Consider the following 23,658-nt stretch of genomic DNA (forward strand, 5'->3'; position numbering starts at 1 on the left):
CTCCCGGGGGCCGCTACCGGTAGCTCGAAGGCACGGGGTCTCGCCGGATCCCTGCCGCAATGATGAGGTTGTTATGTCGCAAGTCCCGTGCGCATCGAATATCCACGCTTCCGCCCTGACGAACCTGACGTCGCCGACTGCCGCTGACGACCGGGTGCGCCAGACACCGCAACACTTTGCATCGGACAACTACGCCGGGATTTGCCCCGAGGCGCTGCACTATCTGATCGAGGCGAATGCCAGCGGTCATGAGGTGGCCTACGGCGACGACACGTGGACGCAGCGCGTGTGCGACGGCATTCGGCACCTGTTCGATACGGACTGCGAGGTCTTCTTCGTCTTCAATGGCACGGCGGCGAATTCGCTGGCGCTAGCCTCGCTGTCGCAGTCGTATCACTCCGTCATCTGTCACGAACTGGCGCACGTCGAGACTGACGAGTGTGGCGGTCCCGAATTCTTCTCGAACGGTGCAAAGCTGCTCACCGCGCGCGGACGCGAGAACAACGGCAAGCTCACGCCGGACGCCATCGAGGCCGTCATCAGCCGGCGCTCCGACATCCACTTTCCGAAGCCCAAGGTCGTCACGCTCACGCAGGCCACCGAAGTCGGCACGGTCTACTCGGTCGACGAGGTCAAGGCGATCTCGGCGGTGGCCAAGCGGCGCAACTTGCGCGTGCATATGGACGGCGCACGCTTTGCGAATGCGGTTGCCACGCTAGGCTGTCATCCGGGCGACGTGACCTGGCGGGCCGGCGTGGACGTGCTTTGCTTCGGTGGCACGAAGAATGGGCTGCCGGTGGGCGAGGCGGTGGTGTTCTTCAACCGCGCGCTGGCAGAGGATTTTGCGTATCGCGTGAAGCAGGCCGGGCAATTGGCCTCGAAGATGCGCTTCATTTCCGCGCCGTGGCTCGGCATGCTGGAGAACGACACGTGGCTGCGCAATGCACGTCATGCCAATGCGATGGCGCAGTTGCTCGCCCAACGCATTCGCGATGTGCCGGGCGTGTCGATCATGTTCGAGACGCAGGCCAATGCCGTATTCGCGGAGCTGCCGCTGCACATGATCGAAGCGCTACGTGCCAAGGGCTGGCGCTTCTATACGTTCATCGGTGCGGGCGGTTGCCGCTTGATGTGCGCGTGGGACACTCGCCCGGAGACCGTCGAGTGTCTGGCAGCGGATATTCGGGGGCTGAGCACCGCCGCGTAACGTAAACGGCGACCGGACCCAGTATCCGTTCCGGTCGCGAAATGATTTACGCCTGCTGCGGCGCGTGCGTCGCGGGCTTGAGAAAACGATGCGCCAACGCGTGATAAAACGACGGTGCGATCGTTTTCGACACCTGGGTCGAGAGCAGGGCCACGGCCATGAGCGGAATCACCATCTGGTGGCCGTCGATCATCTCCATGACGATCACGAACGACGTAATCGGTGATTGCGTGACGGCCGCCAGATAGCCAACCATGCACAGCGCGGCAATCGCCGGCAGCGGTACCACCGATGTGAGATGAGCCATCACATTGCCCAGCCCGGCCCCAATGGCGAGCGACGGCGCGAAAATGCCGCCAGGAATTCCCGACATGTAAGACACGCACAACGCCGCAAACTTCAGCAGCGCGTAAAGCGGCGAGAGGGCGACATGCGACTCCAGCAGGCCGCGCGCCTCCGCGTAGCCGCTGCCGAAGGTCGTGCCCCCCGAGGCGAGTCCGATCAAGGCGATCGCCAGGCCACACAGGAAAGCGAATCGCACCGGATGCGCACGGCGCATGCCGACCAGCGGCCCGGGCAACCAGCGCGGCACGTTGAGCATCAGCCAGCCGAACAGTCCACCGGCCACGCCGCTCAGCAGGCTGGCGGCAACGAGTACCGGGATCAGCGTCCAGTGAAAGTCGCTGATCGCCTTGATCTGTCCGAAGTACAGGTAGTTACCCTGCAGGCCGAGTGCCACGATGCCGGAAAAGATGATGGCCGTGATGAGCGTGCCACTGCTGCGTGCCACGAAGCTCCGGCTCAGTTCCTCGATCGCGAACACGACGCCCGCGAGCGGTGTGTTGAAGGCCGCCGCGAGACCGGCGGCGGCGCCGGCCAGCGTCAATTGACGCTCGATGTGCACGCTGCTTCGCCGGTACCCACGCCGCATCGCATACATGAGCGACGCACCGATCTGCACCGTCGGCCCCTCGCGACCGATGGTGAAGCCGCAAAGAATGCCGAGAAACGAAATTGCGATCTTGCCGATCATGATGCGCATCGACAACAGGGACGTCGACAGCCGCGGCTCCTGAAGCGTTGCGATAACTTGTGGAATCCCGCTGCCCTCCGAGCCGCGGAAGAACTTCTGCGTCAGCCAGATGGCCAGCGCGGCACCCAGCGGCGTCACGATCAGGGGCATCCAGATGCCATACGACAGCATGCGCTGAAACAGCTCGAAACCGAAGTCGATCAGCTTGGAATACACCACCGAGACCAGACCAACGAGCACCGCACCCAGCCAGAAGACGCCGTAGTTGTGCCAGAGGCGACGAGAGCGATGGATGCCCCGTTTGGCCAGACGCGCCGAAAGCGAAGCGGGCGCGGACGACGACGGCGAAGGAGGCGGTGAGGCCGGCGTTGCGGCAGTTTGGGGTGGCAGGTCTGACACGTGGCGCGGGTGTGGATGGGAAGATAGACCATAATTATACGCCCCGCACCCCGTCGCCATTTTCCGCAAGCGTCCCGGAATTTGCCGAATGTGCAGCGCGTCATGAGTTCCTTTAAGATATTCGCATTCGCCGAAGAACGATCATGAACGAACTCATTTTCTGTCCCCGCTGTGCCTCGCCGCTCGACTCGCGCGAGGTCGCCGGGCGTATTCGCCGCGCCTGTCCGGACGCGGCTTGCGGTTTCGTCCACTGGGACAATCCTCTGCCGGTCGTGGCCGGTCTCGTGGAATATCGCGGCCAGATCCTGCTGGCGCGCAATGCCGCCTGGACCGAAGGCATGTTCGCGCTCATCACGGGGTTTCTCGAGCGCGACGAGACGCCTGAAGACGGTATCCGGCGCGAAATCAAGGAAGAGACCAATCTGGACGCCGATGCGATCTCGCTGCTCGGTGTCTACGAATTCATGCGCAAGAACGAGCTGATCATTGCCTATCACGCGGTCTGCGATGGCGACATACGTCTCTCGGAAGAACTCGCCGAATTCCGGCTCGTCGCCCCCGAGCGGGTGCGTCCGTGGCGCGCCGGCACCGGGCACGCGGTGGCCGAGTGGCTGCGCCGGCGCAATCTGCCGGTCGACTACGTCGACTCGGCCCGGCTGTCGATCGCCGGCTGACGAGGCGGCGCGAGGACTACGGTAGAATCAGGGGCTGCGGGGCAATCCCGACACACGATCAGAACGAGTCGGAACCAAGGGACATCAGGGATATCAGGGACATGAGCATGGAATTCCAGAAAGAAGTCGACGCGAGCGGACTGAACTGCCCGCTGCCGATCCTGCGCGCCAAGAAGGCGCTCGCCGATATGCAGAGCGGCGAAGTGCTGCACATCATCGCTACCGATCCGGGTTCGGCGCGCGACTTCAGCGCGTTTGCCAAACAAACGGGCAACGAACTCATCGAGTCGCGCGAAGAGGGCAAGACGTTCCACTTTCTGATGCGCCGCCGCTGATCGCGCCCAGCACGCTTGCGGAACCCGCCTGCCGACGCGTAATGCGCGGCGCAGCGGGCACAAAAAAGCCGACGGAAACTGCCGTCGGCTTTTTTTGACGCCATCCCTGGCAGTTACGCCAGATCGATTTGCGTCTCGCGCAGGTACTCGCGGAAGGCATCCTTGAGTTCCGGGTGGCGCAGCGCAAACTCGACCGTTGCCTTCAAGTAGCCGAGCTTGCTGCCGCAATCGAAGCGCTTGCCCTGGTAGCGATACGCCAGCACGACTTCATCCTGCATCAGCTTCTGGATGGCGTCGGTCAACTGGATCTCACCGCCCGAGCCCGGATCGATTTCACGGATGCAATCGAAAATGCGAGGGCGCAGCACATAACGGCCGACCACGCCCAGATTCGACGGGGCATCTTCCGGCGCCGGCTTCTCGACGATATTCGTGAGCTTGACGATATTCTTCTCGCCCCACTCGTTGCCCGCGACGATCCCGTACGAGCGGCTTTGCTCGACGGGGATCTCTTCCACGCCGATGATCGAGTTGTGATAGTGGTTGTACAGATCGACCATCTGCTTGAGCACCGGCGGCTGGCCGTCGAGCAAGTCGTCGGCGAGGATGACCGCGAACGGTTCGTCGCCCACGAGTTTCTCGGCGCACAGCACGGCGTGACCCAACCCGAGCGCCTTGGGTTGACGCACGTAGAAGCAGTCGATGTGCGGCGGCTTGATAGAATGCACCACGTCGAGCAGCGCCTGCTTGTTCTTGGCCTCGAGTTCCGCTTCGAGTTCGAAGGCGGTGTCGAAGTGGTCTTCGATCGCGCGTTTGTTGCGACCCGTCACGAAGATCATCTCCGTAATACCGGCGGCCGCCGCTTCTTCCACCGCGTACTGAATCAGCGGCTTGTCCACGACGGGCAGCATTTCCTTCGGGCTTGCCTTGGTCGCCGGGAGGAATCGGGTGCCGAGGCCCGCAACGGGGAACACGGCTTTGGTCACAACGGCTTTCATTGGTATCTCCCTGATGGTGTGAGCTTGTCTCAGGCGGGCAGGCGGGCGAGCTGGGCCTGCAACTTGCCGAGAACGGCTTCAAAGTCGACCAATCGTTGCTTCTCGAGTTCCACGACGTTGGCGGGCGCGCGCGCCACGAAGCTCTCGTTGGAGAGCTTGCCGTGGCACTTGGCGATCTCGCCTTCGAGGCGCTTCACTTCCTTGCCGAGACGCTCGCGCTCCGCGCCAACGTCCACTTCCACCTTCAGTGCCAGCTTGTTCGCGCCCACGACCGCGAGCGGCGCTCCGGCGGCTTGCGCGTCGAGCGTGGCCTCGTCGGCCAGCACTTGCACTTCGGAGAGCTTCGCCAGCGTCTGGAGATACGGCGCAATCGAGCGCAGGAAGTCCACATCGCCCGCCACCAGCAGCGGCACACGTTGCGCCGGCGACAGGTTCATTTCGCCGCGCAGGTTGCGGCAGGCGTCGACCGCGGCCTTCAACTGCTGCATCCAGGCTTCGTCGCCCTCGTCGATCTTGCTTGCGTCGGCCACCGGGTATGGCTGCACCATGAGACTGGCTTCGCCCGCCGCCTTGTCCGCCGGATAGCGGCCAGCCAACGGCGCCACCTTCTGCCACAGCGCTTCGGTGATGAACGGAATGATCGGATGCGCCAGACGCAGCACCGTTTCGAGCACACGCAGCAGCGTGCGGCGCGTGGCGCGCTGTTGCGCCGGCGTGCCGTTCTGAATCTGCCACTTGGCCAGTTCGACGTACCAGTCGCAGTACTCGTCCCAGACGAACTTGTAGATTGCGCTGGCAATGTTGTCGAAACGGTAGTCGGCGAAACCCTTCTCGACATCGGCTTCCACGCGCTGCAACAGCGATACGATCCAGCGGTCGGCGCGCGAGAAGTCGAGCTGGCCGTCGGGGCCGCAATCGCCCACGCACGGCGCCAGACCGCAGTCGTGGCCGTCGCAGTTCATCAGCACGAAGCGCGTGGCGTTCCACAGCTTGTTGCAGAAGTTGCGATAGCCTTCGCAGCGCGCCAGATCGAAGTTGATGTTCCGGCCGAGCGTGGCCATCGAGGCGAACGTGAAGCGCAGCGCGTCGGTGCCGAACGGCGCAATGCCGTCCGGGAATTCCTTGCGCGTCTTCTTCTCGATGCTCGCCGCCTGCTTCGGGTTCATGAGACCCGTCGTGCGCTTGGCGAGAAGGGCCTCGAGCGACACACCGTCGACGATGTCGATCGGATCGAGCGTGTTGCCCTTCGACTTGGACATCTTCTGACCTTCGGCGTCGCGCACCAGGCCGTGCACGTAGACCGTCTTGAACGGAACCTTGCCGGTGAAGTGCGTGGTCATCATGACCATGCGCGCCACCCAGAAGAAGATGATGTCGAAACCGGTCACGAGCACCGACGACGGCAGGAAATGCTTGAGTTCGGGTGTCGCTTGCGGCCAGCCGAGCGACGAGAACGGCACCAGTGCCGACGAGAACCACGTGTCGAGCACGTCTTCGTCGCGCTTGAGCGCGCCGGTGTAGCCCGCGGCGCGGGCCTTCTCGGCGGCTTCCGCTTCCGTGCGCGCGACGTACACGTTGCCGGCGTCGTCATACCACGCCGGAATCTGGTGGCCCCACCAGAGCTGACGCGAGATACACCAGTCCTGAATGTTTTCGAGCCACTGGTTGTACGTGGTCGTCCAGTTCTCCGGGACGAACTTGATCTCGCCGCTGCGCACGACGTCGAGCGCGGTTTCAGTGATCGACTTGCCCGGATGGAACGTGCCTTCGGGGGCCGGCTTGCTCATTGCGACGAACCACTGGTCGGTGAGCATCGGCTCGATGATCGTGCCCGTGCGGTCGCTGCGCGGCACCATCAGCTTGTGCGGCTTGACCGATTCGAGCAAGCCGAGCGCGTCGAGGTCGGCCACGATCTGCTTGCGCGCGTCGAAACGATCCAGTCCGCGGTACTTTTCCGGGGCGTTCTCGTTGATCTTCGCGTCGAGCGTGAGAATGTTGATCTGCGGCAGGTTGTGGCGCTGGCCGACGGCGTAGTCGTTGAAGTCATGCGCCGGCGTGACCTTCACCACGCCCGTGCCGAACTCGAGATCGACGTAATCGTCGGCGATGATCGGGATCTCGCGATCGCACAGCGGCAGCCTGGCCGTCTTGCCGATCAGGTGCTTGTAGCGCTCGTCTTCCGGGTGGACCATCAGCGCGGTGTCGCCGAGCATCGTTTCCGGACGCGTGGTGGCGACCGTAAGCGAGCCCGAGCCGTCGGCGAGCGGGTAGCGGATGTGCCACAGCGAGCCTTCCTCTTCCTCGCTGACCACTTCCAGGTCGGACACGGCCGTGAGCAGGGTCGATTCCCAGTTCACGAGACGCTTGCCGCGATAGATCAGCCCCTGCTCGTGGAGCGTGACGAAGACGTCGCGCACGGCGCGCGACATCTTTTCGTCCATCGTGAAGTACTCACGGCTCCAGTCGATGGAGGCACCCAGGCGGCGCACCTGACGCGTGATCGTGCTGCCCGACTCTTCCTTCCATGCCCAGACGCGCTCGACGAACTTCTCGCGGCCGAGGTCGTGGCGCGAGACCTTCTGGGCATCGAGCTGGCGCTCGACGACGATCTGCGTGGCGATGCCCGCGTGGTCGGTGCCCGGCACCCAGAGGGTGTTGGCGCCTTTCATGCGGTGATAGCGGGTGAGGCCATCCATGATCGTCTGGTTGAACGCGTGACCCATGTGCAGCGTGCCGGTCACGTTCGGCGGCGGCAACTGGATGCTGAAATCTTCGCGGGCGTCGTCGAAAGTCGGCCGGGCATAGCCGCGGCGCTCCCATTCGGGGCCCCAGTGGGCTTCGACGTCCTGCGGCTCGAAGCTCTTGGCAAGCGTATTGTCGCTGTCGCTCATGGATTGGATGGACCGTGTAATGCGTGAAACCCTGAATTATAAAAGATTCGGTGCCATTTCCGCGCCGCAGCAGGATTTATAATCGAGCTTCCCTCGAAATTCCTTCCCGACATGCCCGATCTGCTCGCCAATCTGAACCCCGAACAACTGGCTGCCGTAACCCTTCCGGACGAGCCGGCCCTCATTCTGGCGGGCGCGGGGTCCGGCAAGACGCGGGTGCTGACCACGCGTATCGCCTGGCTGATCCAGCAGGGCCACGTGGGGCCGGCCGGGATTCTGGCCGTCACCTTTACCAACAAGGCGGCCAAGGAAATGCAGGCCCGCCTGGGTGCGATGCTGCCGATCAGCACGCGCGCGATGTGGATCGGCACCTTCCACGGGCTGTGCAACCGCATGCTGCGCGCGCATTTTCGCGACGCCGGGTTGCCGCAAAGCTTCCAGATCCTCGATCAGGCCGACCAGCTCTCGGCCATCAAGCGCCTGTTGAAGGCGTCGAACGTCGACGACGAGAAGTATCCGCCGAAAAACCTGCAGTATTTCATCAACAACGCCAAGGAACAGGGCCTGCGGCCGCACGAAGTCGAGGCCAACGACGCCTTCAACCAGAAGTTCGTCGAGCTGTACGCCGCCTATCAGGCGCAGTGCCAGCGAGAGGGCGTGGTCGATTTCGCCGAACTGCTGCTGCGCTGTTTTGAACTGCTCAAGCACAACGAACCGCTGCGCGTGCACTACCAGTCGCGCTTCCGGCACATTCTCGTCGACGAGTTCCAGGATACGAACAAGCTCCAGTACGCGTGGCTCAAGATGCTCGCGGGATCGAGCGCCGCGGTGTTCGCTGTGGGGGATGATGATCAGAGTATCTACGCATTTCGTGGCGCTAACGTCGGCAATATGGCCGACTTTGAACGCGAATTCCGCGTGCGCCACCTGATCAAGCTGGAACAGAACTACCGCTCGCACGGCAATATTCTCGACGCGGCCAACGCGTTGATTTCCAACAACGCGCGGCGGCTGGGCAAGAATTTGCGTACCGATGCGGGACACGGCGAGCCGATCCGCGTCTACGAGGCGGCGACCGACCTCCAGGAGGCGAGCTGGCTCGTCGAAGAGATCAAGGCGCTCGTCGCGCAGGGGCTCTCGCGGCAGGACGTGGCCATTCTCTATCGCAGCAACGCCCAGTCGCGGGTGATGGAGCACGCGCTCGTGGGGGCGGGCATCGCCTATCGGGTGTACGGTGGTTTGCGCTTTTTCGAGCGTCAGGAAGTCAAGCATGCGCTGGCGTACCTGCGTCTGATCGAGAATCCGAACGACGATACAGCGTTCGCTCGGGTCGTGAACTTCCCGACGCGGGGGATTGGCGCGCGTTCGCTGGAGCAACTGGCCGACGCGGCGCGGCTTTACAACTGCTCGATGTATGCCGCCGTGCCCTATATGACCGGCAAGGCAGGCACGAACCTGGCGGCATTCGTCCGGCTCGTCGAGCAGATGCGCCACGATACCGAGAGGCTCACGCTGCCGGAGGTGGTCGCCCACGTGATTGACGCGAGCGGGCTGATCGCGCACTACCAGACCGAAAAGGAAGGCCAGGATCGCATCGAGAACTTGCAGGAATTGGTGCATGCGGCCACGGCGTTCGTTGCCGAGGAAGGCTACGGGCTCGACGCCCCGGCACGTCTGATCGCCATGAGGCCCGCTCTGCCGGGCGCGCCCGATCTGCTGGCTTCGCCCGACGGTGTGGTCGATGCCGACACGCCGGTGGAAATGACACCGCTTGCTGGCTTTCTGTCGCATGCGTCGCTCGAAGCGGGGGACAACCAGGCCGAGGCCGGGCAAGACGCGGTGCAACTGATGACGGTCCACGCGGCCAAGGGGCTTGAGTTTACGGCGGTCTTCGTCACCGGTCTCGAAGAGGGACTGTTCCCCCACGAGAACAGTGCGCTCGAACTCGACGGTCTCGAAGAGGAGCGGCGGCTGATGTATGTGGCCATCACGCGCGCGAAGGAGCGACTGTATCTGTCGTTCACGCAAAGCCGCATGCTGCACGGTCAGACGCGCTATAACGTGCGCTCGCGCTTCTTCGACGAAATCCCCGAAACGGTGCTGAAGTTCCTGACGCCGCGTGCGCAACCGGGTGCGCGGCTCGGCCAGGCAGAGCCCGCTTGGGGACGCGATTGGTTCGGGCGTGGCAAGACGAGTGCGCCGAAGCCGGAAGAATGGGTAGCCACCAAGTCGGAGCAGGCGCTGGCCGACCGTTCGCGCGCGTCGGAAACGGGTTTCAAGGTGGGGCAGGGCGTGTTCCACACCAAGTTCGGCGAAGGCAAGATCATCGGCCTGGAGGGAGCGGGCGTCGAAGCGCGCGCCCATGTGAAATTCGGCCGGCACGGCGAGAAGTGGCTGGCGCTGGCCGTCGCGAAGCTCCAGCCGATCGAGTAACGACGTGGTTGTCGTCACCCATGACAAAGGGCACCCGCGGGTGCCCTTTGTTTTGCGCGTCTGACGTTGTCGCCGACGTTGCCGCCGACGTTCCTGCTTACGCCTCCGGCGGGGCGACGTTCGGGTCGATGGCGCCGATCTCCTGCACGCCGAAGCACCCGCGATAGCTCGCATAGAACGAGCAATACAGCACGGCCGTGAACAGGATCGAGTACGGCATCAGCAGGAGCATCACATACTGATGCAAGCCCATCGCGGCCATCGTCAGCGTCACGATCAGGGGCAACACGGTAGCGATGACCGCCGTGCACACGCCGTAGACGACAAACGCGCGGAGATTGCGCACACAAGCCGTCCAACTGAAGAACAGCGCCTTGATGGGCGGGATGTCGTGCCACGCCACAAGCACCGGTGCGAACCAGAACATCATCGCCACCGGCACGTAGGCCACCGCCACCGCCAGCATCGCCTGGCCCATCGAGCCGTTGGTGAGCGACTCTTCGCTGATGCGGCCGTCGAAGAGCATCTTGTTGACCAGGTCGCCGCCGTCGAACAGTGCCGAGAACAGGAACACGACGGTCATCGCCACGATGTAGTAGCCGCCAAGCATGAGCAGCCGGCGCGAGACTTCCTTGCCGTGGCCGCGAAAGCCGTCGAGCAGCACGTGGGGCAGCACCTGCTTGTTCTTGATGATGTCGCGACAGGCCGCCATGAAGCCGACCGACAGGCCGGGGATGAACAGCAGCGGCAGGAAGGCGCCGACGACCGGCAGGATCGACAGCACCATCACGCCGAACAGATAGGCGAAGAGCAGCGTCAGGATGGCGAGTGGGTTCTTGCGGAACAGCCAGATGCCTTGGCGCAGCCACACGTATCCGCTCTTCGGCGGGACTTCAAGCAATTGCATAGGGTTCGAATGACTCCGATAGGACGTCGGGTTACCGCCAGGGGATGGAAACGGCTTCGATGCGTTGGCGCAGGATTCGTTCGAAATGTCCCGGATCATGCGGCTTGAGCATTTCGGCCGCCCGCGGCAGGTGAAAATCATACAGGCGCGACAGCCAGAAGCGCAGCGCAGCGGCGCGCAACATGTCGCGCCAGTGCGACGCTTCGATGTCCGTCAGGGGGCGCACCGTCTCGTAGGCACGCAGCATGGCATGCACGCGCGCCTCGTCCAGCACGCCGGTCGCCAGGTCGCAGCACCAGTCGTTGACCGTCACGGCCAGATCGAACAGCCATTTGTCGCAGCCCGCGAAGTAGAAATCGAAAAATCCGCCCAATCGCGGCGAGCCGTCTTCAGCCTTGTCGAACAGCACGTTGTCGCGGAACAGATCGCAGTGGCACGGGCCTGCCTGCATGGCGCGATAGTCGTTCGACGCGAAGAACGCCGCCTGATGCGCCATCTCGCTGTCCAGCAGCGTGCGCTCGGCGTCGCTCAGGAACGGCGCGACCTCGGGGGCGGCCTCGCGCCACCAGGGCAGGCTGCGCAGATTGGCCTGCTCCAGCGTGAAGTCGCGACCGGCCAGGTGCATGCGTGCGAGCATCGCCCCGACATGCGCGCAGTGTTCGGGCGCAGGGGCCAGCTCGGAGCGTCCCGCCAGCTTGGTGACGATCGTGGCGGGCTTGCCGTTCAGCTCGCCGAGGATCTCGCCCGTGCGATCGGGAATCGGATCGGGCACCGGCACGCTGTGATGGGCGAGGTGGCCCATCAACTGGAGGTAGAACGGCAACTGGGTCGCCGTGAGCTTTTCGAACAGCGTCAGCACGAACTCGCCGCGCTCGGTCGTCAGGAAGTAGTTGGTGTTCTCGATGCCGGAAGTGATGCCCCGGAAGTCGAGAACATTCCCCAAATCGTAGCGTTGCAGCCATTCCTGAAGCTGCTCGGGCGAGACGGAAGTGAAAACAGCCATGCGTGCGTCGGGTGGAGGTGTCTCAGACAAACGGCCCGCGCACGAGCAGCGGGCCGCTGGTTCAAGACAGACAGGAAGCAGGCGCGCTCTTGATCAAGCGTGGGCGCGCGGAGGTGAGTCAGAGTACCAGAGACGTCAGAACTTCAGGCCGACGGACGGCAAACGGTCGTTTTGCGACGTGTTGTCGCGCGTGCGCGGCGCATTGTCCGGCGGCGTGGTCAATTGATAATTGGTGCCGAAGCGCGAATGGACGTCGATCTCCGTGGGTTTGCCGCGGTCGCGGAACTCGGTCACGGTGGTGCCTTGGTCGTTGACGTAATAGCTCGGTTTGCGTTCCTGGTTGACGTCGACCGACGATTTGCTGGTCGCGGCGGCGCGGGCGTCGGCCTCGCGTTTGGCGGCCTGCGCGGAGGTCTCCTTGCCGTCCTGGGCGAACGCGTGGCCGGCAAACAGCAGGCCGGCACCGATCACCAGGGGCAGGGCACGGGAAAAGCGCGATGTCATCATTATTCTCCGAGGGCGGGAACGCATCCGCGACATTAAGGCCAGGCCGGGTCGGCGCAACGGGTTCCAATCTATCCATTCTATCAAACGTCCCCCGCTTCGCATCGTGAAATCGCGCCGTATGTGGCGTCGTTGCTCGTCTGTGGGGGAATGCGATGCCTCGGACGCGCATTGCCTCGCGCCATCGGCGACGCGATAAACGATTCGAGGGTGCACCTTCGATCGGTTTTATATTCTTTCTGGTTATAAGTGACGGGCAAGTCAGCCGTGCCCGTCAAGGGCATGTTCTGGCATCCCGCGACACCGTTGCGATGGACCGCCCGTTACCTATTTGCCGAGGGGGGCGTGCCCAGTCATGTCATGCCGTCACCTTCCGGCAGGCCGTTCGTCTGCCGCGCAGCAAAACGGCGCCTGCGATCACTCGCGGCGCCGCTTTGATGTTGTGCGATGTCACCTGCACGGCGGGCAGCCGCGATTACAGGTAGAACATCTTCTCGGTGCTTTCCGTCTCGGGTTCGATGTGGCCGTCATAGAACGCGAATACCGCTTTGAGAATGTCGTCGGGGTCGTCCATGACCTGCACCAGATCGAGGTCCTTCTCGCCGATGAGTCCCATCGGCAGCATCGTCGAGCGCACCCAGTCGAGCAGCCCTTTCCAGAATTCCGTGCCGACGAGAATCACCGGCACGTGGCGCGACTTCTGGGTCTGAATCAGCGTGAGGACTTCGGACAGTTCGTCGAGCGTGCCGAAGCCGCCCGGCATGATGACGAAGGCATCCGAGTTCTTCACGAACGTGACCTTGCGCGTGAAGAAGTGACGGAAGCGCAGTGAGATGTCCTGGTATTGATTGCCCTTTTGTTCATGCGGCAATTCGATATTCAGACCGACCGTCGGCGAGGCGCCACCATGCGCGCCCTTGTTGGCCGCTTCCATGATGCCGGGCCCGCCGCCGGAGATCACCGCAAAGCCGTTGTCGGAGAATTTGCGGGCGATGGTCATCGTCAGTTTGTAGAACGGCGACTTCGGCTTGATGCGGGCGCTGCCGTAGATGCTGACGGCCGGCCGGATCTCGGACAGGTACTCGGTCGCCTCAATGAACTCTGCCATAATCGTGAACATTTGCCACGACGCGCGCGCCTTTTTGGCAGTGGCGCGCTCATGGTCTGCCAGCATGCGCAGACTGGGTATTTCTTTTCTTCTCTTGATCATATGTCGGAACAGCAAAGTCTGGAAGGTAAGACGCTCTTATTGGTCGATGGTTCGAGTTATCTCTATCGAGCCTATCACGCCCTGCCGGATTTGCGCGGTCCCAACGGCGAACCGACGGGCGCGCTTCACGGCATCGTCAATATGCTGCGCCGCATGCGTAAAGACGTACATGCAGAGTATAGCGCCTGCGTTTTCGACGCCAAGGGCAAGACCTTCCGCGACGATTGGTACCCCGAATACAAAGCGAATCGTCCGTCGATGCCGGACGATCTTCGCGCGCAGATCGAGCCGATTCACGAGGCGGTGCGCGCCATGGGCTGGCCGCTGTTGATGATCGATGGCGTGGAAGCCGATGACGTGATCGGCACGCTCGCCAAGCAGGCGGCCGAGCGCGGCATGCGCGTGGTCGTCTCCACCGGCGACAAGGATCTGGCGCAACTCGTGAACGACCGCGTGACGCTGGTCAACACGATGACCAACGAAGCACTCGATGCCGAGGCCGTCACCGCAAAATTTGGCGTGCCGCCCGAGCGCATCGTCGATTACCTCACGCTCGTCGGTGATACCGTCGATAACGTGCCGGGCGTGGAAAAATGCGGGCCGAAGACGGCCGTCAAGTGGCTCACCCAGTATGGCGATCTCGATAATCTGGTGGCGAACGCCGCTGAAGTGAAGGGGGCGGTGGGCGAGAACCTGCGCCGCGCGCTCGATTGGCTGCCGATGGGGCGCAAGCTGGTGACGATCGCGCTCGACTGCGATCTCGCGCCGCAGGTCACCTCCATCGACGCGAGCTTGCAGTCGCAGCCCGAAGACGTCGAAATGCTGCGCGATTTCTTCGTGCGTCATGGCTTCAAAACCTTGCTGCGCGAAGCGCAGGCCGCCGTCGCCACGCAGGCCGGTGAGCCAGCGCCGGCGCCTGCGGCCGATACGCTCGAGCGTCAATACGAAGCGGTGCTGACGTGGGCGCAGTTCGACGCATGGCTGAAGATCATCGAGTCGGCCGAGCTGACGGCATTCGACACCGAGACCACCTCGCTCGATGCGATGCAGGCGCAACTCGTCGGCCTGTCGTTTTCGTGCGAGCCGGGTCGCGCCGCCTACCTCCCGGTGGCGCACCGCGCGCCGGGCGACGTCGACCAATTGCCACGCGACGAAGTGCTGGCACGACTGAAGCACTGGCTCGAAAGTCCGGACCACAAGAAGGTCGGCCAAAACCTCAAGTACGACGCGCATGTGCTGGAGAACTACGGCATCGTGTTGCGCGGCATTGCACACGACACGATGCTCCAGTCGTACGTGCTCGAATCGCACCGCGGCCATGACATGGACGGCCTTGCGTCGCGCCATCTCGGCGTGACGACGATCAAGTACGAAGACGTGTGCGGCAAGGGCGCCAAGCAGATCGGCTTCGATGAAGTCACCGTCGAGCGCGCGACCGCCTATGCCGCCGAGGACGCCGACATCACGCTGCGGCTGCACCGCGCGCTCTATCCCGACGTGGCGCGTGAGGCGACGCTGGAGTTCGTCTATCGCGACATCGAAATGCCCACGGCGCGCGTGCTGCAGCGTATGGAGCGCAACGGCGTGCTCGTCGACACCGCTCGCCTGGCCGCACAAAGCGACGAGATCGGCCAGAAGCTGGTCGCGCTCGAAGCCGAGGCGTTCGCCTTGGCCGGGCAGCAATTCAATTTGAATTCGCCCAAGCAGATCGGCGACATCTTCTTCACACAACTGCAACTGCCGATCGTCAAGAAGACGGCGAGCGGCGCCCCGTCGACCGACGAGGAAGTGCTGCAGAAGCTCGCCGAAGACTATCCGTTGCCGAAGGTGCTGCTCGACTACCGAGGCCTCGCCAAGCTCAAGTCGACATACACCGACAAGTTGCCGAAGATGGTCAATGCCGCGACGGGCCGCGTACACACAAACTATGCGCAGGCCGTGGCGATCACCGGGCGCCTGGCGTCGAACGATCCGAACTTGCAGAACATTCCCGTGCGCACGGCCGAGGGCCGCCGCATTCGCGAAGCGTTCGTGGCGCCGCAAGGCAGCCAGTTGGTCTCGGCGGACTACTCGCAGATCGAGCTGCGCATCATGGCGCATATCTCGGGCGACGAAAGCCTGCTGCGCGCGTTCGCCAACGGCGAGGACATTCACCGCGCCACGGCGGCGGAAATCTTTGGCGTCACGCCGATCGAGGTGTCGACCGAACAGCGCCGCTACGCCAAGGTCATCAACTTCGGTTTGATCTACGGCATGAGCGCGTTCGGGCTGGCCGCGAACCTCGGGATCGAGCGCGACGCGGCCAAGCAGTACATCGACCGCTACTTCATGCGCTACCCCGGTGTGGCACGTTACATGGACGAGACGCGCAAGAGCGCGAAGGCGCGCGGCTATGTCGAGACCGTCTTCGGTCGCCGTCTGTGGCTGCCGGACATCAATGGCGGCAACGGCCCGCGTCGTCAGGCCGCCGAGCGTGCCGCCATCAATGCGCCGATGCAGGGCACGGCCGCCGACCTCATCAAGCTCTCGATGATCGCCGTGCAGCGCTGGTTGGACGACAGCGGCCTGCAGACGCGGCAGATCATGCAGGTGCACGACGAACTGGTGCTCGAAGTGCCCGATCATGAACTGGCCGAGGTTCGCAAGCGTTTGCCGGAGCTGATGTGCGGCGTGGCGAAGCTGCGCGTGCCGCTCGTGGCCGAAGTCGGGGTGGGCGCGAATTGGGAGCAGGCTCACTGAACTGCGTTGGGCTGACACCTAAAGTGAGTGCGTCGCGCCACTGGCCATACGCCTTGGCAGACGCCACGCATCGGCGGAATGGGATCGGCTCGATAGCGGGAATAGGGGGACAGGCATACCCGAAGTCCGCACTCTGCGGTAAGGTAATCGCTATTGCCGGGGTGGCAAATACCGACCGGCCGGACGGTTTTCCAAGCACGGGGAGTGAATGTGAGTGTGCATCGTATCGTTGTGGTCGGCGGTGGCGCCGGCGGTCTCGAACTCGTTACCCGACTGGGCGACAAGTACGGGCGTGGCAAGGACGTTCAGGTGACGTTGGTCGACCGATCCCTGTCGCACATCTGGAAACCGTTGTTGCACGAAGTTGCGGCCGGTGTCATGGACACCGCAACGCATCAACTCTCATACGTCGCGCAGGCCAACTGGCATCGATTCGAGTTTGCGGCCGGCGAGATGATCGGGCTCGATCGCGCAAACCGGACGATCCGGCTGGCAGCGGTGCCGGCGGCAGCCGATGAAGGCGAGGGCGATCTGCTGCCCGAGCGCACGTTGGCGTATGACACGCTCGTGCTCGCCATCGGCAGCACCACCAACTTCTTCGGGGTAGCGGGCGCTCAGGAAAATACCATCGCGCTGGATACCGTTGAGCAGGCCGAACGCTTCCGACGTCGGCTGATGGCGGCCTGCGTGCGCGCGCAGAACGAAGCCGACGCGCCGTTGCCGAGCGCGCAGGCGGCGTCTGCCGAACAAGACAGTCGCGACGTGCCGCCCGGTACGGCGCTTGCCCCGGCCCCCAGGGTCGAGGGGCGTCCCAAGGTCAATCTCGTCATCGTCGGCGCTGGTGCGACGGGGGTCGAACTGTCGGCAGAGCTGCGCAACACGGCGGAAGTGTTGCGCTCCTACGGCTTGAAGCTCGATCCGCGCAAGGACGTGCGCATCACCATCATCGAATCGAGTCCGCGCATTCTGAAGGCGCTCCCGGAGCGGGTGTCGGGGGCAGTGGCCGGGTTGCTGGGCAAGCTCGACGTCGACATCCTGTGTGGCGATTCGGTCGCCGAGGTGCGCAAGAACGAAGTCACGACCACCGGCGGCCGGGTGCTGCCGGCCGACATCACGGTCTGGTCCGCGGGCATCACCGCGCCGCCGGTGTTGGGGACGCTGGGGCTCGCCGTCAATCGTTTGAACCAGATCGAAGTGTTGCCGACGCTGCAAAGCAAATCGGACCCGGACATCTTCGCCTTCGGCGACTGCGCGAGTTGCGAATGGCCGGAACACGGCTTTGTGCCGCCGCGCGCGCAAGCGGCGCACCAGCAGGCGAGCTTCCTGGTCAAGGCGATTGATGCGCGGCTCAAGGGGCAAAGCCTGCCGACGTTTACCTATCGCGATTTCGGCTCGCTCGTCTCGCTGGGCAAGTTCAGCGCGGTGGGCAATCTGATGGGCGGGCTCATCGGCGGCAGCATGTTCATCGAAGGCCTCTTCGCGCGGGTGATGTACACGTCGCTCTACCGCATGCACGTGGCGGCGTTGCATGGTGTCTGGCGCATGATGCTCGATACCGTTGCCAATCGCCTGCGTCGCTCGACCGTGCCGCGCGTGAAGCTGCACTGAAGCTGCGCTGACGACACAGTGAAGCTATGCTGACGATGTGCTGACATTTTTTCGCCGGTCAGGCTGCACGGGTTCGCAGCCTGACCGGGTGTCAGTCGGCTTGCGCTGTGGGTACCGGTTTCGGACGGTTCCGATCACCGTCGCGCCGGCGTCCGAGTGCAAGCGCATCCCCACTCTAGTAAGATCGCAACGTCCAGCCTCGGGGCGGTGGTGCATCCCGACGGTCCCGTTGGCGGTCTCCCTGGCAAGCCATTACTGACGCGTTTCCCTGGAGTGCGATATGTCGCAAGCGGATCTGGATAGTCTTGTGCCCGAAGTGGCGCCGCGCAATCGGCGCGACTTCCTGAAGACCGCCGTCGGTTCGGCGTTTGCGCTGGCCGTGCTGCCGGTGGCGGCCGAAACCATCACCACCGACACGCAAGGGTTGGACGCAGGCGAAACCTTGCTCGACGTGCCCGGCATCAAAATGCCGGTCTACTACGCAAAGCCCGCGGGCAAGACGCATCTGCCGACCATCGTCGTGGTCTCGGAGATCTTCGGTGTACATGAGCATATTGCCGACATCTGCCGACGCTTCGCCAAACTCGGGTATCTGGCGCTCGCGCCGGAGTTGTTCGCACGCGCCGGCGATCCCCAGTCGCTGGGGACGATTGCCGAGATTCAGACGCAGATCGTCGCCAGAACACCGGACGCGCAGGTGATGCGCGACATTGATGCGACGCTCAAGTGGGCGCTGGCCAATGGGGGAGATGGGACGCGACTCGCGATTACCGGCTTCTGCTGGGGCGGGCGCATTGCCTGGCTCTACGACGCGCACAATCCAAACATCAAGGCGGCGGTGGCTTGGTATGGGCGAATCGTCGGAGACAGGAGCGCCGAATTCCCGAGCCAGCCGATCGATATCGCCGGCCGCCTGCACGGACCGTTGCTCGGCCTGTACGGTGGCAAGGACCCGGGCATTCCCGTGGCAAGCGTCGAGCGGGCGCGCGAGGTCCTTGCCGAGGGCGATACGGCGTCGAAAGGCTCGAAGCTCAAGGTGTTCCCGAATTCGGGACATGCGTTCTTCGCGGATTATCGATCGAGCTACGTCGAGGCCGACGCGAAGGAGGGCTGGGCGCTGGCACTGGACTGGCTGCGCAAGCACGGTGTGGCTTGAGTGAGCGAAGGCTTGGGCAGGTCATCGAAGCGCACTGAGCCCATCGAGCACGCGGCACGTCATTGCGCCTCGCTGGCCGACGGTTTGCCTGTCGCGGTAAAAGCTGGTTAAATCGCCGCCTTGCCTGCGGGAGAATCACCATCGACGTCATCTTTTTCTTCATTGTTATCGCCACCCTGGCTTCCGGCGTGCTGAGCCTGGCCGGCGCGGCATCGCTATCGCTCGGTCTGCTCTCAAAGCTCATCGACAAGATGGTCAGCTTCTCGGCGGGCGTGCTGCTTGGCACCGCGTTGCTGCATCTGCTGCCTGAGAGCCTGGAGTCGCATGTCGATGCGCACGTCATCACGAGCTGGCTGCTGGGCGGGCTGCTCGGCTTCTTCCTGCTGGAGAAGCTGGCGTTGCTGCGCCACAGCCATCATCACGAGGGCGACGGACATCATCATGAGCACGGGCACGATGCCCATGAAGCCGGCAAAGGCGGCTGGATGATTCTGGTCGGAAGCGCAATTCACAACTTTGCCGACGGGGTCGTAATCGCGGCGGCGTTCCTGACCGATCCGCGGCTTGGGCTCGCGGCAACGGTGTCGATCACGGTGCACGAAGTGGCGCACAAGCTTGGCGATTTCATGGTGCTGCTCAATGCCGGTTTCCCGCGTCGCAAGGCGCTGGTGCTGACACTGGCCTCCAGCCTGACGGCGCTGGCCGGTGGTGTGCTGGGGTACTTCATGCTCGATCGTCTGCAGGGCCTGATCCCGTACCTGCTGGCGCTGGCGGCGAGCAGCTTTATCTACATCGCGGTGTCGGACCTGATGCCGCAGATGCAACGCCGGACATCGCCGCGCGACGCGCTGCCCCAGATCCTGCTGATCGCGGTGGGGCTGGCGCTGGTGGTTTGGCTCAACGGTCACGATCATGAGCACGCGCACGGCCACGACCATGACGCGCCCAGCAGCGCCCTCGCCATGTCGGTGGCAGGCGTCGGTGGGGAGGGGGTGAGCAATGCAAGAGGTGCTGCTGGAAGTGCTGGCACCGGCGTCCCGATGACTGGCTCGTCGTTGGCGAGATGAGGTGATGTCTTTGCGTGGCGTCTGACGTCGCTCAGTGGAACATGAATAAGGGCGTCCTGAGGGACGCCCTTATTCATTGGCCTGGCGCAGATGCCTGGCGCAGATGCCTGGCGCAGATGCCTGGCGCAGATGCCTGGTACAAATACCTGCTGGAAGCCGCGTGGCTTACGGCTGCGCTCCGGTGGCGACCGGGCGGCGTTTGTCCGCGCACCATTCGCTCCACGATCCCGCATAGAGGCTGGCCCCGTGAAGCCCTGCGATCTCCATCGCCAGCAGATTGTGGCAAGCCGTCGCGCCTGAGCCACATTGCGAGATGACACGCTCGGGCAGGCGGTCCTTGCCGATGACTTGCGTGAAGGCTTCGCGCAGGGCGGCGGCGGGTTTGAAGCGGCCATCCTCGCCGAGGTTGTCCTTGAAGAAGCGATTGACCGCGCCGGGAATGTGGCCGCCGATCGGGTCGAGGGTTTCATTCTCGCCGCGATAGCGATCGGGTGAGCGCGCATCGATGACCAGTCGCTCGTGAGAGGTCAGGTTGCGCTCGATGGCTGCCGCGTCGGCGGTCGTGGCGAGCGGCTCACCCGCGGTGAAGTCGCCGGGCGGCGGCGCTTCGGGCGGGGCGGCATCGAGCGTAAAGCCGGCCGCTTCCCAGGCCTGAAGCCCACCGTCGAGCACGGCAACAGACTCGTGGCCGAGCCAACGCAGCAGCCACCACAGGCGCGCAGCGTAGACACCCCCTTGCGCGTCGTAGGCCACCACTTGCTGGCCCTTCGACAATCCGCAGGTGGCCAGTTGGCGTGCGAGCGTGTCGCGCTCGGGCAATGGATGGCGACCATTCTTGCCGGTCGTCGTTCCGGACAGATCGCGGTCGAGGTGCGCGTAGAAGGCGCCGAAGAGGTGACCGTCGACGTACGCCGTTTCGCCGGCCGTCGGATTCGCGAGATCGAATCGGCAGTCGAAGATGACCACCGGGGCGCCACCGTCGGTGGCGGTTTGCATCAGCGCGTCAAGATTTTGCGGACTGATGAGCGTGGTGAAGTGCGTGTGAATCATGACGTCTCCGCAGACGGGCGTGGGGGAAGGAGCGGCGGGAGCCGCCCGCCGTCAGGCCGTGGCCGACGGTCGGCGCAGTGCGGTCATGCCGCTCGCCACAATGAGCAACATGCCGATCCAGCCGGCCAGCGCGGGCCAATCGTCCCAGACAAGCATGCTGATCAGTGTAGCGAAGATTACGCCGGAATATTGCAGATTCGCTGTGACGAGCGTGTTGCCCAAACTGAAGGCCCGGGTGAGGGCCGTTTGGGCGACAAGTGCCGCGATGCCGACGCCGAGCATGAGGCCTGCGCTGCGCCACGTCAGCGGGTGCATGCCGTCGATGGCAACCCAGCCGAGACCCAGCAAGACGCCGCCGAGCGAGAAGTAGAAGACGATGCGCCAATCGGGTTCGCCCGACGCGCCAAGGTCCTTGACCTGCATGTACGCGATGGCCGAGAAGACGCCCGAGATGACGCCCGCCACGCCGGCGGTCCACGCCTGACTGTCGAGCGTTGGCTGCAGCAACAGGGCGACGCCGACGAAGCCCGCGAAGATCGCGGCGACCAGGCGGAAGTCGGTGCGCAGGCTGCCGCGCATGGCGGCGCTCGCCATGACGATCAAGGAAATCCAGATCGGCGACATGTAATTGAGGGTCATCGCCGTGGAAAGCGGCAACTGCGTCAGCGAATAGAACCATAGGCCGAGCGAGATCACGCCGGCGGCGCTGCGTTTGATGTGAGCGCCAACGTGTCGGGTGCGCACCGATTGGCCGCGTGCACGTGACAAGACCAGTAGAACGATAACGCCGATAAGGCTGCGATAGAGAATGATTTCGCCGGTGTTGTATCCGTTTGCTGCCAGCTTGATGAACAGCCCCATCAACGTGAACATGAAGGCTGAGACCAACATCCAGAGCGATTGCATGGAAAATGGGGGCCAGTTGGCGGCGAATTGACGAAGTGGCGAAGGGGTAAATCAACGAACAGGCGAACGGGCGGGCATCGATCTGATCGCAGGCGACCCGTGCGGCCGATAGGGGGCGCACGGATGTGCCGAGCGCGTTGCGACGATTCTAACGAAAACGGCGGACCGATGGCCCGCCGTTCTACAAAATTTCGGCAACTATTTAATTCAGTCTCGCTGGCGCCACATCGGCCGCCTGGCGACGTCTTGATCAGGTAGGTTCACCTTCTCAATGACTGAGACGCGCCAAGACGTCGGCGTTCAGAAGTCGCCCAACTGCCGTCGCAGGAACTCGTGGAAGTGCTGCATCCCGTCTTCCATCGGGCTTTGATACGGACCGACTTCCGATACGCCGCGCTCGAACAACGCCCGACGACCGGCGTCCATGCGCTCGGCGATCTCGTCGTCTTCGCGGGCGGTTTCCATGTAGGCGGCACGCTCGGCCTCGATGAATTCACGTTCGAAGAGCGCGATTTCCTCGGGGTAATAGAATTCGACGATGTTCGTCGTCTTCTGCGGCCCGCGCGGAATCAGCCACGACACTACCAGCACGTGTGGATACCACTCGATCATCAGATGCGGGTAGTACACCATCCAGATCGCGCCGAAGTCCGGCGGCACGCCTTCGCGATAACGCAGCAGCACGTCGTGCCACTGACGATAGATCGGGCTGCCGGGCTTTGCGAGACCCTCGTGCACGCCGACCGTCTGGACGCTATACCAGTCGCCGAACTCCCAGCTCAGGTCCTCGCACGAGACGAAACTGCCCAGCCCGGGGTGGAACGGAACGACGTGGTAGTCCTCGAGATAAACCTCGATGAACGTCTTCCAGTTGTAATTGCATTCGTGCACTTCGACGTGATCGAACATGAAGTTCGAGAAGTCGAGATGGTGCTTGACGCCCAGGCGAGCAAGGTCGGCCTGTACGTCGCGGCCTTGCGCTTCGAACAGCAGGCCGTTCCAGCGTTGCAGCGGGAACTTGCCGAGGTTCAGGCAGGGCTTTTCCGGGAAATGCGGTGCGCCGAGCAGTTCGCCCTTCGTGTCGTAAGTCCAGCGATGGAGCGGGCACACGATGTTGCGCGCATTGCCGCGGCCGCCCAGCATGATGGCCTGCCGATGGCGGCAGACGTTGGAGAGCAGTTCGACGCCGCCATGCTCGCCCGCGCCATTGCGCACCAGCATGCGACCCTCCTGCTCGGCGGGCAGCGCAAAATAGTCGCCCGCTTCCGGCACCATCAACTCATGGCCTACGTAGCGGGGACCGTGTTCGAAGAGGACTTCACGTTCGCGGGCGAGGAGCGCCTCGTCGAAATACGTGTAGACCGGCAGTTGGCTCGAGGCCGGTTTGAGTTGCAAAGCGCTGCTTAGATTGGACATTCCCACTCCCGACTAGCTTGAAAGCAGTGAACAACCCAACCATCGAAAAATCGATTTAGGGGAACCGATGATTATACCTTGTATGGACTCTCGAGGGCTGCTAAGTCCATGATTTGCGTTAA

18 protein-coding genes are annotated in these 23,658 nt (G+C 63.5%); 8 read left to right on the forward strand and 10 right to left on the reverse strand.

Annotated features, from left to right (window positions below; translation table 11 throughout):
• Positions 1–73: 73 nt before the first annotated feature.
• Complete coding sequence (locus PEP31012_RS18210) at positions 74–1,207, forward strand: threonine aldolase family protein (RefSeq protein WP_246171368.1); 1,134 nt, start codon at positions 74–76, stop codon at positions 1,205–1,207.
• A 46-nt stretch (positions 1,208–1,253) separates the two neighbouring features.
• Here the strand turns inward: PEP31012_RS18210 and PEP31012_RS18215 are convergent, their stop codons facing one another.
• Positions 1,254–2,480: a chloride channel protein gene (locus tag PEP31012_RS18215; protein ID WP_425494973.1), complete on the reverse strand. Its 1,227-nt coding sequence runs from the start codon at positions 2,478–2,480 to the stop codon at positions 1,254–1,256.
• A 302-nt stretch (positions 2,481–2,782) separates the two neighbouring features.
• On the opposite strand from PEP31012_RS18215, the gene PEP31012_RS18220 reads away from it, so the two are divergent.
• Both PEP31012_RS18220 and PEP31012_RS18225 read left to right on the forward strand, forming a co-directional pair.
• On the forward strand, positions 2,783–3,313 hold the full coding sequence (locus tag PEP31012_RS18220; RefSeq protein ID WP_150590709.1) for an NUDIX domain-containing protein: 531 nt from the start codon (positions 2,783–2,785) through the stop codon (positions 3,311–3,313).
• A 107-nt stretch (positions 3,314–3,420) separates the two neighbouring features.
• Complete coding sequence (locus tag PEP31012_RS18225) at positions 3,421–3,648, forward strand: sulfurtransferase TusA family protein (protein WP_017231876.1); 228 nt, start codon at positions 3,421–3,423, stop codon at positions 3,646–3,648.
• A gap of 113 nt (positions 3,649–3,761) precedes the next feature.
• Here the strand turns inward: PEP31012_RS18225 and galU are convergent, their stop codons facing one another.
• Positions 3,762–4,646, reverse strand: coding sequence for a UTP--glucose-1-phosphate uridylyltransferase GalU (galU, locus tag PEP31012_RS18230; protein WP_150590710.1), 885 nt, complete (start codon positions 4,644–4,646; stop codon positions 3,762–3,764).
• A gap of 29 nt (positions 4,647–4,675) precedes the next feature.
• A complete protein-coding gene (locus PEP31012_RS18235; RefSeq protein WP_150590711.1) occupies positions 4,676–7,537 on the reverse strand; it encodes a valine--tRNA ligase in 2,862 nt (953 codons plus the stop codon).
• A 111-nt stretch (positions 7,538–7,648) separates the two neighbouring features.
• On the opposite strand from PEP31012_RS18235, the gene PEP31012_RS18240 reads away from it, so the two are divergent.
• Positions 7,649–9,970 carry a UvrD-helicase domain-containing protein gene (locus tag PEP31012_RS18240; RefSeq protein ID WP_150590712.1) on the forward strand — a complete coding sequence of 774 codons (2,322 nt, stop codon included), beginning with the start codon at positions 7,649–7,651 and terminating at the stop codon, positions 9,968–9,970.
• 97 nt (positions 9,971–10,067) lie between these two features.
• Here PEP31012_RS18240 and PEP31012_RS18245 read toward each other — a convergent pair whose 3' ends face one another.
• The 4 genes from PEP31012_RS18245 to PEP31012_RS18260 form a co-directional block, all read right to left on the reverse strand.
• Positions 10,068–10,877 carry a BPSS1780 family membrane protein gene (locus tag PEP31012_RS18245; protein ID WP_150590713.1) on the reverse strand — a complete coding sequence of 270 codons (810 nt, stop codon included), beginning with the start codon at positions 10,875–10,877 and terminating at the stop codon, positions 10,068–10,070.
• A gap of 31 nt (positions 10,878–10,908) precedes the next feature.
• A complete protein-coding gene (locus PEP31012_RS18250) occupies positions 10,909–11,880 on the reverse strand; it encodes a homoserine kinase (protein ID WP_150590714.1) in 972 nt (323 codons plus the stop codon).
• Positions 11,881–12,015: 135 nt separating this feature from the next.
• Positions 12,016–12,351, reverse strand: coding sequence for a hypothetical protein (locus PEP31012_RS18255; protein ID WP_174978296.1), 336 nt, complete (start codon positions 12,349–12,351; stop codon positions 12,016–12,018).
• A gap of 508 nt (positions 12,352–12,859) precedes the next feature.
• A complete protein-coding gene (locus PEP31012_RS18260) occupies positions 12,860–13,591 on the reverse strand; it encodes an LOG family protein (protein WP_150590812.1) in 732 nt (243 codons plus the stop codon).
• Between the two features lie 3 nt (positions 13,592–13,594).
• Here PEP31012_RS18260 and polA point away from each other — a divergent pair, with 3 nt between their 5' ends.
• The 4 genes from polA (at position 13,595) to PEP31012_RS18280 (ending at position 20,164) form a co-directional block, all read left to right on the forward strand.
• Entirely contained in the window at positions 13,595–16,333 is a 2,739-nt protein-coding gene (gene polA, locus PEP31012_RS18265) for a DNA polymerase I (RefSeq protein WP_150590716.1), read from the forward strand.
• Positions 16,334–16,549: 216 nt separating this feature from the next.
• Complete coding sequence (locus PEP31012_RS18270) at positions 16,550–17,941, forward strand: NAD(P)/FAD-dependent oxidoreductase (RefSeq protein WP_174978303.1); 1,392 nt, start codon at positions 16,550–16,552, stop codon at positions 17,939–17,941.
• A gap of 280 nt (positions 17,942–18,221) precedes the next feature.
• Entirely contained in the window at positions 18,222–19,097 is an 876-nt protein-coding gene (locus PEP31012_RS18275; RefSeq protein WP_150590718.1) for a dienelactone hydrolase family protein, read from the forward strand.
• 161 nt (positions 19,098–19,258) lie between these two features.
• A complete protein-coding gene (locus PEP31012_RS18280; RefSeq protein WP_343039908.1) occupies positions 19,259–20,164 on the forward strand; it encodes a ZIP family metal transporter in 906 nt (301 codons plus the stop codon).
• A 165-nt stretch (positions 20,165–20,329) separates the two neighbouring features.
• On the opposite strand, the gene PEP31012_RS18285 is transcribed toward PEP31012_RS18280, so the two are convergent.
• The 3 genes from PEP31012_RS18285 to PEP31012_RS18295 form a co-directional block, all read right to left on the reverse strand.
• A complete protein-coding gene (locus tag PEP31012_RS18285; RefSeq protein WP_150590719.1) occupies positions 20,330–21,214 on the reverse strand; it encodes a sulfurtransferase in 885 nt (294 codons plus the stop codon).
• Between the two features lie 51 nt (positions 21,215–21,265).
• The gene (locus PEP31012_RS18290; RefSeq protein WP_246171369.1) at positions 21,266–22,105 is read right to left on the reverse strand and encodes a DMT family transporter; all 840 of its coding nucleotides are present in this window, start codon (positions 22,103–22,105) and stop codon (positions 21,266–21,268) included.
• A gap of 315 nt (positions 22,106–22,420) precedes the next feature.
• Positions 22,421–23,536, reverse strand: a complete 1,116-nt coding sequence (locus PEP31012_RS18295) for an aromatic ring-hydroxylating oxygenase subunit alpha (RefSeq protein WP_150590721.1) — start codon at positions 23,534–23,536, stop codon at positions 22,421–22,423.
• Positions 23,537–23,658: the final 122 nt, after the last annotated feature.

The organism is Pandoraea eparura (genome assembly GCF_902459725.1).
GTDB lineage: Bacteria > Pseudomonadota > Gammaproteobacteria > Burkholderiales > Burkholderiaceae > Pandoraea > Pandoraea eparura.